The 16,410-nt window shown below is 70.0% G+C and carries 13 protein-coding genes; 3 read left to right on the plus strand and 10 right to left on the minus strand.

Annotation, left to right across the window (positions count from 1 at the left end; translation table 11 throughout):
• Positions 1-39: 39 nt before the first annotated feature.
• Positions 40-1,419 carry a cell division protein FtsZ gene (ftsZ, locus tag BKA25_RS17690; RefSeq protein ID WP_069848224.1) on the minus strand — a complete coding sequence of 460 codons (1,380 nt, stop codon included), beginning with the start codon at positions 1,417-1,419 and terminating at the stop codon, positions 40-42.
• A gap of 478 nt (positions 1,420-1,897) precedes the next feature.
• Positions 1,898-3,373 (minus strand): xylulokinase, encoded by a 1,476-nt coding sequence (xylB, locus tag BKA25_RS17695; RefSeq protein WP_069848222.1) that lies wholly within the window; start codon positions 3,371-3,373, stop codon positions 1,898-1,900.
• Positions 3,374-3,649: 276 nt separating this feature from the next.
• Here xylB and BKA25_RS17700 point away from each other — a divergent pair, with 276 nt between their 5' ends.
• From BKA25_RS17700 to BKA25_RS17710, 3 genes are all read left to right on the plus strand, one after another.
• Positions 3,650-4,399 carry a LamB/YcsF family protein gene (locus BKA25_RS17700; RefSeq protein WP_069853492.1) on the plus strand — a complete coding sequence of 250 codons (750 nt, stop codon included), beginning with the start codon at positions 3,650-3,652 and terminating at the stop codon, positions 4,397-4,399.
• A gap of 69 nt (positions 4,400-4,468) precedes the next feature.
• A complete protein-coding gene (locus BKA25_RS17705) occupies positions 4,469-5,086 on the plus strand; it encodes a 5-oxoprolinase subunit B family protein (RefSeq protein ID WP_069848221.1) in 618 nt (205 codons plus the stop codon).
• Positions 5,087-5,088: 2 nt separating this feature from the next.
• Positions 5,089-5,976, plus strand: coding sequence for a 5-oxoprolinase subunit C family protein (locus tag BKA25_RS17710; protein ID WP_236750623.1), 888 nt, complete (start codon positions 5,089-5,091; stop codon positions 5,974-5,976).
• A 13-nt stretch (positions 5,977-5,989) separates the two neighbouring features.
• Here BKA25_RS17710 and BKA25_RS17715 read toward each other — a convergent pair whose 3' ends face one another.
• The 8 genes from BKA25_RS17715 to mraY all read right to left on the minus strand — a co-directional run bounded on the left by BKA25_RS17715 (position 5,990) and on the right by mraY (position 16,391).
• On the minus strand, positions 5,990-6,835 hold the full coding sequence (locus tag BKA25_RS17715) for a helix-turn-helix domain-containing protein (RefSeq protein ID WP_069848219.1): 846 nt from the start codon (positions 6,833-6,835) through the stop codon (positions 5,990-5,992).
• A gap of 197 nt (positions 6,836-7,032) precedes the next feature.
• Positions 7,033-8,049, minus strand: coding sequence for a glucose-6-phosphate dehydrogenase (coenzyme-F420) (fgd, locus tag BKA25_RS17720; RefSeq protein WP_069848217.1), 1,017 nt, complete (start codon positions 8,047-8,049; stop codon positions 7,033-7,035).
• Between the two features lie 349 nt (positions 8,050-8,398).
• Entirely contained in the window at positions 8,399-9,052 is a 654-nt protein-coding gene (locus BKA25_RS17725) for a cell division protein FtsQ/DivIB (protein WP_069848215.1), read from the minus strand.
• A gap of 288 nt (positions 9,053-9,340) precedes the next feature.
• Complete coding sequence (gene murC, locus BKA25_RS17730) at positions 9,341-10,789, minus strand: UDP-N-acetylmuramate--L-alanine ligase (protein WP_069853490.1); 1,449 nt, start codon at positions 10,787-10,789, stop codon at positions 9,341-9,343.
• A gap of 136 nt (positions 10,790-10,925) precedes the next feature.
• Positions 10,926-12,134 carry an undecaprenyldiphospho-muramoylpentapeptide beta-N-acetylglucosaminyltransferase gene (gene murG, locus BKA25_RS17735; RefSeq protein WP_084642794.1) on the minus strand — a complete coding sequence of 403 codons (1,209 nt, stop codon included), beginning with the start codon at positions 12,132-12,134 and terminating at the stop codon, positions 10,926-10,928.
• Between the two features lie 61 nt (positions 12,135-12,195).
• Positions 12,196-13,638 carry a putative lipid II flippase FtsW gene (ftsW, locus tag BKA25_RS17740; RefSeq protein WP_069848214.1) on the minus strand — a complete coding sequence of 481 codons (1,443 nt, stop codon included), beginning with the start codon at positions 13,636-13,638 and terminating at the stop codon, positions 12,196-12,198.
• Positions 13,635-15,116 carry a UDP-N-acetylmuramoyl-L-alanine--D-glutamate ligase gene (gene murD / locus BKA25_RS17745; protein WP_069853488.1) on the minus strand — a complete coding sequence of 494 codons (1,482 nt, stop codon included), beginning with the start codon at positions 15,114-15,116 and terminating at the stop codon, positions 13,635-13,637. Before murD ends, ftsW begins: the two co-directional genes overlap by 4 nt.
• Positions 15,117-15,344: 228 nt before the next feature.
• Positions 15,345-16,391, minus strand: coding sequence for a phospho-N-acetylmuramoyl-pentapeptide-transferase (mraY, locus tag BKA25_RS17750; protein WP_221313511.1), 1,047 nt, complete (start codon positions 16,389-16,391; stop codon positions 15,345-15,347).
• Between the last annotated feature and the right edge of the window lie 19 nt (positions 16,392-16,410).

The raw sequence follows: 16,410 nt of genomic DNA on the forward strand, positions 1-16,410 counted from the left end.
GACCGCCCGCACCCAGGGGCGCGAGGGTCCGGCGTCGAGTCAGCGCCGCATGAAGGGCGGGATGTCGACCTCGCCGTCCTCACCGTCGTCGGAGACCGGCAGCGCCCGACCGGGCACGCCACTGGTTCGAGAGGGCCCCGGCAACGGCGAGCGTCCGCCGTCGTAGCCGCCGAGATCGCGGCCCGGCTGCGACTGGTGGTCCACAGCGCCGAAGCGTCCACCGTGGATCGGCGGCATGGTCGGCCGAGGACCCATCGGGTCGGACTGCCGGGACACCGCCGGGGTCACCGGGTTGAGCGGGTTCATCGGGTTCATCGGCGACTGGTGCTGCTGCGGGGGCGGTGCCAGCCGCTCCGGCTCCGGATCCTGCGGCGGGCCGGGCGGTGGCTCACCGGGTGAGCGTCCGGACTGCGCGGGTGCCACCGGGGCTCGCGAGGTGACCGGCGCCGGTTCGAGTTTCTTGTGCGTCGGTCCGCCGCTGTCGAACCCGGCGGCGATGACCGTCACCCTGACCTCGTCACCGAGTGAGTCGTCGATCACCGTTCCGAAGATGATGTTCGCCTCGGGGTGTGCGGACTCCTGCACGAGCGAGGCCGACTCGTTGATCTCGAACAGACCCAGATCGGAGCCGCCCGCGATGGACAGCAGCACGCCGTGCGCGCCGTCCATCGAGGCTTCCAGCAGGGGTGAGTTGATCGCCTTCTGCGCGGCCTGCACGGCTCTGCCCTCGCCTCTGGCCGAGCCGATGCCCATCAAGGCACTGCCCGCCCCGGACATGACGCTCTTGACGTCGGCGAAGTCGAGGTTGATCAGACCGGGTGTCGTGATCAGGTCGGTGATGCCCTGCACACCGGAGAGCAGCACCTCGTCCGCCGAGCGGAACGCGTCCATGAGGCTGACGCCGATGTCACCGAGCTGCAGGAGTCGGTCGTTCGGGATGACGATCAGGGTGTCGCACTCGTTGCGCAGCTCCTGAATGCCGTCCTCGGCCTGCTTCCCACGCCGCTTGCCCTCGAAGGAGAAGGGCCGGGTGACCACACCGATGGTCAGCGCGCCGAGCTTGCGGGCGATCGAGGCGACGACCGGGGCCCCACCGGTTCCGGTGCCACCGCCCTCGCCCGCCGTCACGAACACCATGTCGGCGCCCTTGAGGACCTCCTCGATCTCCTCGCGATGGTCCTCGGCGGCGCGGTGCCCCACCTCGGGATTGGCGCCGGCGCCAAGGCCCCTGGTGAGTTCGCGGCCGATATCGAGCTTGACGTCCGCATCGGACATCAACAGCGCCTGTGCATCGGTGTTGACCGCGATGAACTCAACACCCTTGAGCCCGACCTCGATCATGCGGTTGACTGCGTTGACTCCGCCGCCACCAATGCCGACGACCTTTATCACCGCGAGATAGTTGTGCGGGGGCGTCATCGGATCCGCCTTCCTGATCGTGGCTCGTGCTCGGACTGTCGTGCCGGCGCCGGCACGTCCAGGCCGCCTGCCCTGGACCGACAGATTTCAACCTCGGCGTGAGGCCGCAAGGTCCGTCGACCCCGGTACTTCCGCTGCGGACGTTAGGCACCGTAGCGCCCCCGGTCCAGCAGCCACGCCGGGCGTCGGTGATGTGAGACGTCACCCGCCCGGGATCTGTCCCCTGCGGATGATCACTAGAACATCCAAGCGTCCGCCCGGGTCTGACGCAAGCCTGCCAGACGTGCGAGGGCGCGTGGCGTGCTTTTCTCCAGTCATACCTGATGTTTCGCAATCTCCGCGTGATGTGGTGTCGATGGTGACTTCGCGCAGGCGGGCGCGGGATCGGGCCCCGGCTGTCGACCGAGGACATCCCCGACGCCCGACCAGTGTTCACCCGGAATTACCGTGTCGCCGTCGGGAACGGCGTGGCCACCCGTCAGTGGTGTCCGTGCCCGTGCCCGTGTCCGAACTCGTCCTCGACGTAGGGCTCCACCAGTTCTCGATAGCGTAGGAAGCCCTCGGTGTGGTCCCGTCCGCTCGGCCGCACCGGTATCCCCGCCGCCGGTTGCACCTGCGGAACCGGCAGCCCAGCTGCCGAGGCGGCGAGCATCGCGGCGCCGACCGCCGATGCGCTGCGCAGCTCCACCGGCGCCAGTTCCACCTGCATCACATCGGCCACCAGCGCTCGGAATCGCCTGTCTCGGATGCCACCGCCTGCGAGGCGGATCACATCGGGCAGCGGGCCGGGCAGCGGGCCGGGCAGCGCCTCGGCCGCGTCGCGGATCGCGAACGCCACCCCCTCCACCGCAGCCCGCAGCAGACTTCCCCGATGGTGACCGATGCGCAGGCCGGTGAACCCGCCCGCGAGAGTCGGATCCATCCTCGGTGTCCGTTCGCCCGTCAGATAGGGCACGAAGATCACTCCGTCGGAGTCGGCCCCGTCCTCGCCCGCCGCCGCGTAGACCTCGTCCCACCCGGCACCCAGGACGCCGCGAACCCAGTCCAGTGCCAGTCCGGCGTTCTGCACCGCCGCCATCCGATACCAGCCCTGCGGTTCGGCCGTCCGATAGAGATGGACGAGCGGTTGCGGCGGCGTCGTCGGATCGTCGGTGCGGGACACCAGTTGGGCGCCGCTGCCGATCGTCAGCTGCACCTCCCCGTGCGCCAGTCCGGTCGCCAGCAACGCCGCTGCGGTGTCGGCGGCTCCGACGGCCACCGGAATGCCTGCGGGCAGGCCCAGTTGCGCGGCCTGCGCGGCCCGCAGCGTCCCCGCAGCCGATCCCGAGGGCGCGACCGGCGGGAGTAGGTCCCGGTCGAGGTTCAGGACGTCCAGAAGCCGGTCTGCCCAGCGGTCCGAGCCGATGTCCCACAGCAGCGTCCCCGAGGCGTCGCTCGGGTCGGTTCCGGCGCTCCCGGTGAACTGCATCCGCAGCCAGTCCTTGGCCGACAGCAGGTGTCGGGCTCGCGCGCAGTGCTCCGGTTCGTGCTCCGTCAGCCAGGTCAACAGTGGACCGGCCATCCCCGGCACGATCGGATTGCCCAGGGTGTTGCGGAGCGCGGTCGACAGCTCGCCCCAGACCTGTGCCTGCTCGGTCGCCCGTTGATCGGGCCAGAGCAGCGCGGGCCGGACCGGGTCGCCGTCTCGGTCGGTCAGCACCACGCCGTGCATCTGGCCGTCCACGCCGACGCCGCGCACCGTGCACGGATCCGAGCAGGATGCCAACGCCTGGCCGACCGCGAGAACGGTCGCGCGCCACCAGTCCGACGGGTCGGCTTCCGCCCATCCCGGTCTGGGGCTGCGCAGGGGACAGTCGGCCGAGCCCTCGCCGAGGATCTCGCCCGAGGCCGACAGCAGTACCGTCTTCACCCCGCTGGTGCCCAGGTCGATTCCCAACAGCGCCTCGCTCGTCACCGCGACAGCCTCTCATTCCGACGGTGGCCGATCGAGCAGTGCGAGCCGGTGTCGTGGCATGGGAACGAGTCGAGCTCACGGCGGGTCGGCGTCGGTGAACCGGTCCGCAGCCGGCAGGCTCTGCACCGATCACGCCGGGGTGGCGGTGGACGCGCCAACCGAGGAGAACCCCGCGCCGAGTACGAAAGAGGACCATCGACGGTGAACACCAGCAGCGAACCCACCGGCACGGCGGACTCGCCGAAGCCGGGCGGGAATCGGGCCGAGTCCACGGTGGTGGATCTGAACTGCGACCTCGGCGAGGGCTTCGGGATCTGGCAGCTCGGCGACGACGACGCACTGCTGGACGTGGTGACCAGCGCCAATGTCGCCTGCGGATTCCACGCGGGTGACCCCGCAACGCTGCGCAGGGTCACCGCTCGCGCCGTGGAATCCGGTGTCGTCATCGGCGCCCAGGTCTCCTACCGCGATCTCGCGGGCTTCGGTCGTCGCTTCATCGACGTGCCCGCCGCCGAACTCGCCGACGACATCGTCTACCAGCTCGGCGCGCTGGATGGATTCGCCAGGATCGCGGGTGACCGCGTCCGCTACGTCAAACCACATGGGGCGCTGTACAACGCGATCGTCGACCACGAGGAGCAGGCCGCCGCCGTGGCCGCTGCGGTGTACGACTACGACCCGGAGCTGGCGGTGCTGGGGCTGCCCGGTTCGCAGTGGCTCCGGCATGCGGCAGCGGTAGGACTGACCACCGTCTCGGAGGCGTTCGCAGACCGGGCGTACACGGCGCGTGGAAGTCTGGTCTCCCGTCGGGAGCCCGGCGCGGTGTTGGACGACCCGGATCGGATCGCCGACCGCTGCGTCCGCATGGTGCGAACCGGGCTGATCACGTCGGTGACCGGCACCGACGTCGAGGTCCGGCCACGCTCGATCTGCGTCCATGGCGACACCCCGGGTGCGGTGCGCATCGCCCGGCTCGTCCGGGACCGACTCACGGCCCTGGACATCGTGCCCACCGCGTTCGCGTGAACGACCACCGAGGACGGCGACCGTGATCGCCTGCAGCCGGCGCCGGTGTCCGTTGGGAGGGAAGCAGTCATGACCTACCCCCGAATTCTTCCGGTAGGCCGGTCCGCCCTGCTCGTCGAGCTCGCCGACCTCGACGCGGTGCAGGCACTCCACCACTCGTTGACCACGGATCACATCGACGGCACGACCGAGATCGTTCCCGCCGCGCGAACCGTGCTGGTCGCCTTCGATCCCCGACTGGTCTCCGCCGAACTACTGGCCGAGGCGGTGCGATCGCGGGATCCAGCCCCGCTCTCGCGCACGGCGGGCGAGTCGATCGAGGTTCCGGTGACCTACGGCGGACCCGACCTGGCGGCGGTGGCCGAGCTGGCCGGACTCTCCGAACAGGAGGTCGTACGGCGGCACAGCGGCGGCGACTACCGGGTCGCGTTCTGCGGTTTCGCGCCCGGTTTCGGCTACCTGGTCGGCGGTGACCCGGCCTTGCGGGTGCCACGCCGGGAGACTCCCCGGGTGCGCGTCCCGGGCGGTTCGGTGGCGATCGCCGACGAGTTCACCGCGGTCTATCCCCGGGACTCCCCCGGCGGCTGGCAACTGCTCGGGCACACCGAGTTGGAGCTCTGGCACAGCGACCGTCCGAACCCCGCCCTACTGGCCCCGGGGGACCGCGTTCGTTTTCGGGAGGCGTGAGGATGTCGAAGACCGGCTCGGCACCGGCCATGGTCACGGTGCTCGCCTCGGGTTCGCTGGCCACCGTGCAGGACCTCGGCCGTCCCGGCTACGCGGCGATCGGTGTCACCCGCTCCGGCGCGGCGGACGTGCCCGCGCTGCGCTTGGCCAATCGGCTCGTCGGCAACGCCGAGTCCCTCGCCGCGATCGAGGCGACGTTCGGCGGTGTGGTATTGCGATTCCACGGTGCGACGCTGATGGCGTTGACCGGTGCCCCGGTGCCCGCCGACGTCGACGGTCGGGCGATCGGGATGAACGGACCCGTCTGGGTCGACAGCGGCGCGATTCTGCGACTGGGCATCCCGAGTTCGGGTCTGCGTAGCTATATCGCGATTCGGGGCGGCATCGCGGTGCAGGAGGTACTGGGTTCGCGGGCCACCGACCTGCTCTCCGGACTCGGCCCCGCACCGCTGAGTGCGGGCCGGGAACTCCCGGTCGGGCCTGCACCTGCGGATTGGCCGTCGGTGACCCAGGCACCGGTGGGCGGGCTCGCCGAGGTTCCGATCCTGCGGCTGCGGCCGGGCCCCCGAGACGACTGGTTCGAGCCCGACGCGCTACAGACGCTGTGCGGTCATGCCTACGAGGTCACATCGGAGAGCAATCGGGTGGGGCTCCGGCTGGCGGGGCCGCAGCTGCGGCATCGGGTCTCGCGGGAACTGCCGTCCGAGGCGATGGTGCGCGGCGCGATCCAGGTCCCCGCCAGTGGGAAGCCGGTGTTGTTCCATGTCGATCACCCGGTGACCGGTGGTTACCCGGTGATCGGCGTCGTCGAGGAGGCGGATCTCGCAGCGGCGGCACAGGCCCGCCCCGGATCTCGAGTCCGATTCCGATGCCTGCCCGGGCTGCGCTGAGCAGTGCGTCGGATCAGCAGAGCTCGGCCGTCACCGACTCGATGAACCGTGCCGACTCCGAGGTGGACAGCGCCTGCCAGGAGAGTAGATCGAACATCGAGGCGTAGTGCTCGAGATCCTCGTTGCGCTCCAGGATCTGCACCGCGCGCGGACCCGCCAACCGCACCGCGCCGTTGCCCGGGGCGTCGTCGAAGGACATCAGGTCGAAGGCCGACTCCATCGCGGAATGAGCGCCGCTGGAGAACGGCAACACCTGGATCGAGACCGTCCGTTGCTGCCCGACGACCAACAACCAGTCGAGTTGGTCGCGCATCTCACGCGTGCCGCCCACCAGTCGACGAAGAGCGCCCTCGCCGATGATCGAGACCAGTCTGGTCCCGTTGTCCGAGAACGCGGCTCGTCGCGCACGACCGAGCGCGACCGCCTCGTCGAGCTGCTCCGGGGTGCTTCCCGGACGTTGAGCGGCCCGGGTGGCCCGGAGATAGCCGTCGGTGTGGACCGCGGGCGGCAACATCTCCGGATGCCAACTGCGCAGCTCCGTCGCCGTGTTCTCCCATTCGAGATGGTAGGAGCCTGCCTGGTCCAGGGCCGGCGAGTTGCATTCCCACCGGACCGGGCGGTCGGCCTCCACAGCGAGTTCGATGACCCGGTTCGCCTCGGCCGCCTCGACGCCGTACCCGGACAACAGCATGCGGACGTCGCCCGGCCAGACCCGGCGCACCCCGTTCTCGATCCTGCTGACGGTGGCGGCGGGTAGGCCCGTCTGCTGCGACGCCTCCGGCACGGAGATTCCCCGCACCAGCCGGAGCTCGCGCAGCGCGGCGCCGAGTTGGCGTCTTCTCAGGGTGGGGCCGGACATCGTCTACCTCCTGCTCGGGGCGCTGCCGATCTCCACTCTGATCAACAACACGCCTCAACCCAAGGAGGTTCACCCCACCGTGGACCCCAGGCGAGTGATCTTCGTCGACGGCCGAGCGCCCGGTCCGCACAACGGATCCGCCCCGACCACGCGAAACGGTCGGGGCGGACTCATCGACGGTCCCAACACCGGATGGCTCAGCCGAGGGTCGCCGGGGAGAGCTTGCGCAGCAGCGGCAGCACCTGCTCGGCATACAGCTCGAGGAATCGCTTCTGGTCCTCACCGGGCGCGTGGAACACCAGGTGGTCGAAGCCCAGGTCCAGATACGCCTTGATCTGCTCGACGTGCTGCTCGGCGTCGTCGGAGACGATCCACCGGCTGGCGGCCTGCTCTGCGGTCAGCTCGGCGGCCAGGCGCTCCATCTCCCTCGGGTCCTCGACGCCCACCTTGGACTCCGGCGGCAAGGCCAACGCGGCCCAGTTGCGGGTGTCCTCCATGGCCCTGGCGCGATCGAGATCGAAGGAGACCTTCACCTCGATCATCCGCTCCACGGAGTTGGGGTCGCGGCCCGCCTTGGTGGCGCCGTCGATCAGCCCCGGCAGCAACTTGTCGCGGTACAGCTCGACGCCCTTGCCGCTGGTGCAGATCATCCCGTCGCCCGTGCGGCCCGCGAAGCGCGCCATCCGAGGTCCGCCCGCAGCGATGAAGATCGGCACGGAGTCGGCGGGCCGGTCGTAGATGGTGGCGTTCTCGGTGCGGTAGTAGGTGCCCTCGTGACTGACGAAGTCGCGCTGCCACAGCTCGCGGATGAGCCCCACCGACTCGCCGAGACGCTCGAAGCGCTCCTTGTACTCGGGCCACTCCATCCCGGTCGCGGGCACCTCGTTCAGCGACTCACCGGTGCCAACGCCCAGGATCACCCGGCCGGGGAACAACACTCCGAGAGTCGCCGTCGCCTGTGCCACCAGCGAGGGGTGGTGGCGGAACGTCGGGGTGAGCACGCTGGTCCCGATCTGCACCCGCGAGGTCCGTTCGCCGAGGGCTCCGAGCCAGGCGAACGCATACGGCGCATGTCCGTCGGTGTGCTTCCACGGCTGGAAGTGATCGCTGATCATCACCGAATCGAAGCCGGCTTCCTCGGCGAGCACGCCGAACTTGAGCAGCGTGCGCGGCTCGAACTGCTCTGCCGACGCCTTGTAGCCGATTTTCAGCATCTGATCGCCTTTCTAGCTCGGATATCGTCCGCCGGTCCGACCGAGGGGACGATCTCGAGACCCACATTAGGACGATCTGATCAAAGTGGCTCTGCTCTCGCCGTCAACGGGGGTGGCCTCGGCGACACGAGGTCGATGGTTGCGCCGCCCTCGACCGCTCTCCCGAGTCGTCATCCGAGGTCAGGCGTGGTGTGGCACCCGAGGCATGCCGGCAGGGGCCGCGATGTGGCAATCGGCACGCACCAGATCGGGAATCAAATCCGGATCGGATGACGCGCCGTTGAGCGCCGCCGACGTCCTCGCCCGATCACGTGACGGCGGAGGGCCCGCCGTCCGGGCCGGCACGGCGTCAGCTGATCGTGGGGAGTTCTGGGGCCGCGACGTCGTAGACGGTGCCCTCCCTGGTGAGCAGAGCGGCCAGCACCCGGCCCTTGCGCCGAGACTCGACCGCCTCACCCCAACGGACCTCGCGTCCTCGGCTCAGTTCCAAGCGGATGTCGTTGACCGAGTCGGCGCTGACCGACACGACCTCGGAGCGGACCTCGGCGGGCAGCGAGTCCACCACGCTCACCGCGTCCAGCGTCGCGGGGTCCTCGGGCCCGGGATCGGCGACCCGAAGCTCGGGAAGTCCGGCGGGCGGCGCGTCGACCATCGCATAGGCGATGCCCTGTCGATCGGTCAGCCAGAGACCGTCGGCGGAACGCAGCAGTACTACGGGTTCGCGCTCCACCACGGTCACCACCGCGGTCGACGGCCAGGACCGAGCGACCGACACATCGGCGATGCCGGGCAGCTCGGCCACCCGGCCGTGCACGGTCTCGGTGTCCAAGCGCAGCATCGGCGTACCCATCGTCACCCCGGCGGCCTCGCGGACCTCCTCCTCGATCATGGTCTCGTTGCCGACGATCTCGACCGCGCGAACCGCGAGCAACGGGGTGTACCAGAGCACCGCCGTCACGGTCAGTCCGGCCAGCAACAGGATCAGCAGCCCTCGCGGCCGCACGTGGTCCCGCAGGATCGTCCGCAGGGTCCGAGGAGCTCGGCGGGACCGACGCCGCCGGTCCCGCCGAGCGCTGGACCGCACCGAACGGCCGCGAACCGACCGCACCGGAGCGGGTTCCCGCCTGGGCACCCCGCCACCGCCGTCGGACCGGGTACGGGCGACACGACGTGCACCCCGGCCCGGCTCCTTCGCGCTCGGCGTCGGCCGCCGCCGCGAAGGAGACGAGCCTCGGGTCCGCGCTCGATCAGCGCGCCCACCGCGTCGTTCCCCGCGCCCGGTTGCGGCCATCTACCGCTCCTGCTCCGAGGCCAGCCGGGTGAGCACCTCGGCACCGAGCATGGTCACGTCGCCCGCTCCCATGGTGATCACCACGTCGCCCGGCCTGGCCAGTTCGGCGATCAGATCCGGTACCCGGTCGAACGAGGACTCGAACCGAACCCGCTCGGGAGGCAATGGGACCTGCGAGGCGACCAGCGCGCCGGTGACACCCGGTTCCGGTTCCTCCCTGGCGCCGAAGACGTCGAGCACCACCACCTCGTCGGCCAAGGCCAGGGCGGCACCGAACTCGGCGGCGAAGGTCTTGGTCCGCGAGTACAGATGCGGTTGGAAGACGACGATCAGTCGATGCTCGCCCGCCACCGGCCGCGCCGCGCGCAGCTGCGCCGCCACCTCGGTGGGGTGATGGGCGTAGTCGTCGTAGACCCGGACGCCATCCGCCTCGCCCTTGAGCTCGAAGCGACGCCGAACGCCTCGGAACCCCGCCAGCCCCGCGAGCATCTCGGCACGATCCGCGCCGAGTTCGAGCCCGGCGAGCAGCGCGGCGACCGCGTTGCCCGCCATGTGCTCGCCGGGAACCGCGACCTTGATCTCGACCCGCTCCGGCTCCGCCTCGCCGAGCAGCTCGATCGTCACGTTGCCGAGCAGCTCCGAGGGGGAGTATCCGACGATCCTGGCGTCGCCCGGCGACCGGACATCGCGGCCGTAGCGACGAATCCGCAGCCCCGCCCGTTCGGCGTGGTCGGCGAGCAGGGCCGATCCCGGGTCGTCGACGCCGACGATCAGCACGCCGCCGGGGCGGACCCGCGCCACGAAGGACTCGAACACCTCGGTGTAGGCCTCGGCTGTGCCGTGGTGATCCAGGTGATCCGGCTCCACATTGGTCACGACGGCGACGTCGGGGCTGAAGAACAGGAAGGAGCCGTCGCTCTCGTCGGCCTCGGCGACGAACATGTCCCCGGTGCCGTGGTGTGCGTTGGATCCCGATTCGTTGAGGTCCCCGCCGATCGCGAACGACGGGTCCAATCGGCACTGCTGCAGTGCAACGGTCAACATCGAGGTGGTGGAGGTCTTGCCGTGCGTGCCCGCCACGCACACCACTCGCAGTCCCGAGGTCAGCGCGGCCAGCGCCTCGGCCCGCCGCAATACGGTGATGCCGCGCTCCTGCGCTGCGGCCAGTTCCGGGTTGTTCGAGCGGATGGCCGTGGAGACGACCACCGCCGTCGGCGGTTCGTCGAGTTGATCGAGGTGGGCGGCCTCATGACCCAGGCCCACCTTCGCCCCCTGCGCACGCAGCGCGAGCACCGTCCGCGAGTCCTTCGCGTCGGACCCGGTGACCTCCGCACCCCTGGCCAACAGGATCCGGGCGATCCCGCTCATTCCTGCACCGCCGATGCCGACCAGGTGCACCCGTCGCAGCAGCGTCGGCAGCGGCGTGCCGTCGTGCGGCTGCCGTTCCATCGTTCCCCCCTCGACGTGCCGGCCCGCTCGGTCCGGCACGATCCGTTCAGCCTCAGTCATCCCCGCCATCGGCCCATCCTGCCCTGGAGTCCGTCTGATTCTCGTCGAATCGAGTCAGGCACGCCGGAAGCATCGATCATCGTCCCGCCGCCCGCAGCACGATCCTGGCGAGCACGTCGGCCGCCTCCCGGTGTCCGCTGCCCGCGGTCGCGCTTGCCATGGTGGCCAGTCGATTGCGGTCCAGAAGCAGCGGCAGGACGGTGTCGATCACCCGCTGCGCCGTCAGCTCGTCGTCCTTGATCATCAATCCGCCGCCTGCGTCGACGACCGGCACGGCGTTGAGTGCCTGTTCGCCGTTGCCGTGCGGCAGCGGGACGTACACCGCGGGTAGGCCGACGGCGGAGATCTCCGCGACGGTCATCGCGCCGGAACGGCACAGCACGAGGTCGGCCGCCGCCAGTGCGAGGTCCATCCGCTCCAGATAGGGCACCGCCACGTACGGCGGGGTGCCGGGGATCGCCTGTACCGCCACCGAGTTCTTCGGGCCGTAGGCGTGCAGCACGCCGATTCCCGCGCGGGACAACGCGCCCGCCGCGCCGGACACCGCGGTGTTGAGCGACCGGGCGCCCTGCGAGCCGCCGGTGATCAGCAGGGTCGGCGCGTCGGGGTGCAGTCCGAAGTGCGCCCTGGCCTGCGCCCGCAGCGCCTGCCGGTCCAGGGAGGTGACGGATTCCCGCAACGGGATGCCGATCACCTTGGCGTTGGGCAGCCCGCTGTCCGGGACGGCGGCGGCCACCGCGGCGGCGAACTTGGCGCCGACCTTGTTGGCCAGCCCGGCGCGGGCATTGGCCTCGTGCACCACGATCGGCACCCGGCCTCGGGCCGCGAGATAGGCGGGCAGCGAGACGTAGCCGCCGAATCCGACCACGACGTCCGCACCGACCCTGGAGAGGACCGCCCTGGTGTCGCGCACCGCCGAGCGCACCCGCAACGGCAGTTTCAACAGGTCGGGGCTGGGCTTGCGGGGCATGGGCACCGGTGGGATGAGTTCGAGCGGGTAGCCCCTGGCGGGGACCAGCTTGCTCTCCAGGCCGCGTTCGGTGCCCAACGCGACCACGGTGGCCTCGGGCATCATCCGGCGGACCGCGTCGCCGAGGGCGAGCGCAGGCTCGATGTGACCCGCGGTTCCACCGCCCGCCACCACGACGCACAGTCCCCGACCGGAGGGCACGGATCCGGCGGCCGAACCCGCGCCGTGGTCGGCGGGTGATCCCGTCGGGTTAAAGCGCACCGTCTCGTCGCCATACTGACCGTGTCCGGAAGGTCCGGTTGCGGGTCCGGCCATCGTCGAAGACCTCCTGATAAGTGGGACGCCGGGATCGTCACGACCCGGCGATCGGGGATGTTCACGGGGCTCGTCGGGGACGTCGTCGCCGACCGGCACGAGCCGACGGCGCCCGGCCTGCTCGCCCCCGGCCCGCCGACTGTGAGGTCGAGCGGAGGGTGCCGGTGTTGCGGCCGGGCCGACGCGGTGTCGTCGACGGGCGCGCGGGCCGCCGACGCGCGCGAGGGCGGTAGGCGTCGGGTAGCGGAAGGTGGAACCAGCGCCGCCGACGGTTCTCGCCCTGGGACCGCAGTGCGGCCACCGCCTCCGGCTCATGCCGGGCGAAGTTGGCGAGCATACCGAAGACGATCATGCCTGCGATGAGGCTGGTTCCTCCCGAGGACATCAGCGGAAGCTGGAGGCCGGTGACCGGCAGGATCCCGACGACATAGCCGATGTTGACTGCGGCCTGTGCGACCAGCCAGGTCGTCAGGGTCGCCGCCACCAGACGGTTCCACGGGTCGGTGTTGCGGGCCGCGATCCGCAGTCCGACGTAGGCCAGGGTCGCGAATAGCCCGATCACCAGCGCGCAGCCGACCAGTCCGAGTTCCTCCCCGACGACGGCGAAGATGAAGTCGTTGTGCACATTGGGCAGATAGCTGAACTTGGCGCTGCCCTGGCCGAGGCCCTTGCCGAGCATTCCGCCGTCGGCCAGCGCGAACAGCGCCTGTCGGGCGTGATAGCCGGTGTTGAGCGGATCGCCCGCCGGGTCGAAGAAGGACAGCACCCGGTTCAGCCGGTAGGGCGCGGAGAAGGCCAACACCAACGCGCCGGTGACCCCCGCCAGCACGATGACGGTGAACAGCCGCAGTGGTGCACCCGCGAACCAGAGCAGGGCCAGCAGCACGATCGCCACCGTGATCGTGCTGCCCAGGTCGGGCTGCATCATGATCAGCGTGAAGATCAGCAGCGCGACCGGCACCACCGGGACCAGCAGATGCCGCCACTGGCGAAGCAGGGCGCGCTTGACCACCAAGACATGCGCGCCCCACAGCGCGAAGGCGACCTTGGCTACCTCCACCGGCTGGAACGACGGCAGCGGGCCGAGCCGGAACCAGCTTCGGGCCCCGTTGCTCTCATGCCCGATCACCAGCACCAGGGCCAGCATCGCCAGGCAGATCAAGAACATCAGCGGACTGAGTCGACGGAAGGTCTTCGGTGGGATCCGCAGCACCACGACGAAGAGCACCAGGCCGACACCGCAGTACAGCAGTTGCCGGTAGAAGATCGCGTACGACGAGCCGTACTGGTCCATCGAGTCCACGGCGGAGGCCGACAGCACCATCACGAGCCCGAACGCCGTGAGCAGACCGAACACGGCGAGCACGAGGTGGAACGAGGTGAGCGGCCGAGCCAGCCATGCCGTGAGCACCCCGCGCAGCAGTGCGAAACCGCTGAGCCGGTCGGACTTGGCTCTCGGCTTCCTACCGGCGCTCGGCGCCGTCTTCGTCGCGTCGCGGGTCAGACCAGGCCACCTCGTTCGACATCGCGGGATCGGCCCGTCTGGCCGACGGGCGTCGGGGTCGGATCGGGCTCGCGTGGGTCGATGCGGAGGCCATCGGCGTCGGCGGAGGCCAGCCGATCCCGTACCGCAGCGGCGAAGGCGTCGCCCCGATGTGCGTAGTCGGTGAACATGTCCATCGAGGCCGCTGCGGGGGCCAGCAGCACCGTCTCACCCGGATTCGCCACCCGGATCGCGATGTCCACCACCTCCGACATCGCCTTATCGTCGCCGGTGGCGACCTCGTGCACCGGGACATCCGGGGCGTGTCGCGTCAGCGCGGCGGCGAGCGAGGCCCGATCGGCCCCGAAGAGCACGACGGCGGCGAGGCGCTCGCCGATCTCCGCCACGAGTTCGTCCACCGAGGCACCCTTGAGCAGGCCGCCCGCCAGCCACACCACCGCCGCATGTCCTCGAAGCGAGGCGGCGGCGGCATGTGGGTTGGTCGCCTTGGAGTCGTCGATGAACTGGACGCCATCGCGCTCGGCGACCACCACCGCACGGTGCGCACCGGGTTCGAAGGCACGTAGCCCGGCCTCGATATCGGCTGCGGCGATCCCGTGGGATCTGGCCAGTGCAGCGGCGGCCAGGGCATCGACGATCCCGGTCGGCCCCGCAGGCCGGATCGCGGCGACGGGGATCAACTCGACCGGCGTGTCATCCGGGCCGAATGCGCGGTCGATGAGCATCCCGTTCTGGACGCCGAGTTCCCCCGGCGCTGGTTCGGACAGTGTCACGCCCACCCGTCGGGGCGCGGGGGCGGCGGCCAGCAGCGCGGCGGCCGGTTCGTCATCGAGGCCCGCCACGGCGACCGCGCCGGTGAGCACCCTGGACTTGGCCTCGGCGTAGGCCTCGGCCGAGCCGTGCCAGTCGAGATGGTCCTCGGCGATGTTGAGAACCACGCCTGCGGCGGGCCGGATCGAGGAGGACCAGTGGAGTTGAAAGCTGGACAGTTCGACGGCCAACACCCGGTGGCCCGCCGCCACCGCGTCGACGACCGGGAGTCCGACGTTGCCACAGGCCACGGCATCGAGGCCCGCAGCGGCCAGAATGGACTCGACCATGGTCACGGTGGTGGTCTTGCCGTTGGTTCCGGTGACGACCAGCCAGTCGGCGGGCCCGTCGGGGCGGAGTCGATCGAGTCGCCAGGCCAGCTCGACCTCGCCGATCACCTCGATGCCCGCCTCGGCTGCCGAGACCAACAGCGGCGACGAGGGCCGCCAACCCGGGCTGGTGACCACCAGGTCGGTGCCGGGAGGCACCACGTCGACTCCGACGAGCCCCGTGATGCCGGGCAGGTTCATCGACTCGATCCGCACGGCCGAACCGTCCACCACGCTGACCTCGGCGCCCTGCGCGAGCAGCGCCGCAGCCGCGGAGCGCCCCGAGACACCCGCACCCGCGACGACCACCGAGGCCCCCGCAAAGGGAGAACCGGTCACGGCCACCTCTTTCCGCTGGTCACACCCGGTCCCGCCCGTCCTCGGCACGTCCGGCTGCCTTGTCGACTTCACCACTGTCCTCATCACTACCGCGCCCGGATCAGGAGTCCGGCCGCTTGCACGGCTCCGCGCCGATGCGTTCGGCGCATCGGCGCGGAGAACCCGTCCTACAACGAGGACCATCCCGCCACAAGACGCGGTGACGGGCGGTCCCGTTGCTCGATCGCGCTACGGGGTGATCCCGGTCGACGCCCAGTCGTTGTAGAACACCCCGAGGCCGAGCAGACAGGTCACACCCGACAACAACCAGAATCGGATGATGACCGTGGTCTCCGCCCAGCCCCCCAACTCGAAATGATGATGGAAGGGGGCCATGCGGAACATTCGTCTGCGAGTCGTCCGGAAGACTGCCACCTGAAGAGCCACCGACAGCGCCTCGACGACGAACACACCGCCCAGGATCACCATGAGCAGCTCGGTGCGGCTGGTGATCGACAGACCTGCGAGCAGGCCGCCGAGCGCCAACGAACCGGTGTCGCCCATGAAGATCTTCGCAGGCGCCGCGTTCCACCACAGGAATCCGATACAACCCGCCATCGCGGCGGCGGCGATGATCGCCAGATCCAGTGGGTCACGGACGTCGTAACACCCCGGGGTGGCGCGGATGCCGCAGTCATAGCGGAACTGCCAGAACGTGATCAACACGTAGGCCGCGAGCACCATGGCCGCGCTGCCGCCCGCCAACCCGTCCAGTCCGTCGGTCAGGTTCACCGCGTTGGACCACGCCATGATCGCGATGTTGCAGAACACCACGAAGCCGACCACACCGAACGAGACCACCGCGATGTCCCGCATGAAGGACAGGTGGACCGACGCCGGGGTGAGCCCGCGATCATTGGCGAAGCGAAGCGCTAACACCGCGAAGATCACTGCGGCCAGGAACTGGCCGATGAGCTTCGCGGTCTTGTTCAACCCGAGGTTGCGCTGTTTGCGAATCTTGAGGAAGTCGTCGAGAAAACCGACGAGCCCCAACACGCTGGTGAGCATCAGGACAAGCAGGCCGGACGCCGTGGGGCCGTCACCCACCGTCAGATGGGTAACGATGTACCCGGCCCAAAGCGCCACCAGGATGGCGACACCGCCCATGGTGGGCGTTCCGCGTTTGCCCTGGTGGCTCTGCGGTCCCTCCTCCCGGATCTCCTGGCCGAAGCCCTGCCGAGAGAACACCCGGATCAGGTAGGGGGTGAGCAGGATCGATACCGCAAGCGCGACCATGGCCGCGATGAGGATCGGT

It is taken from the genome of Actinoalloteichus hymeniacidonis, from assembly GCF_014203365.1.
GTDB classification, from domain to species: domain Bacteria; phylum Actinomycetota; class Actinomycetes; order Mycobacteriales; family Pseudonocardiaceae; genus Actinoalloteichus_A; species Actinoalloteichus_A hymeniacidonis.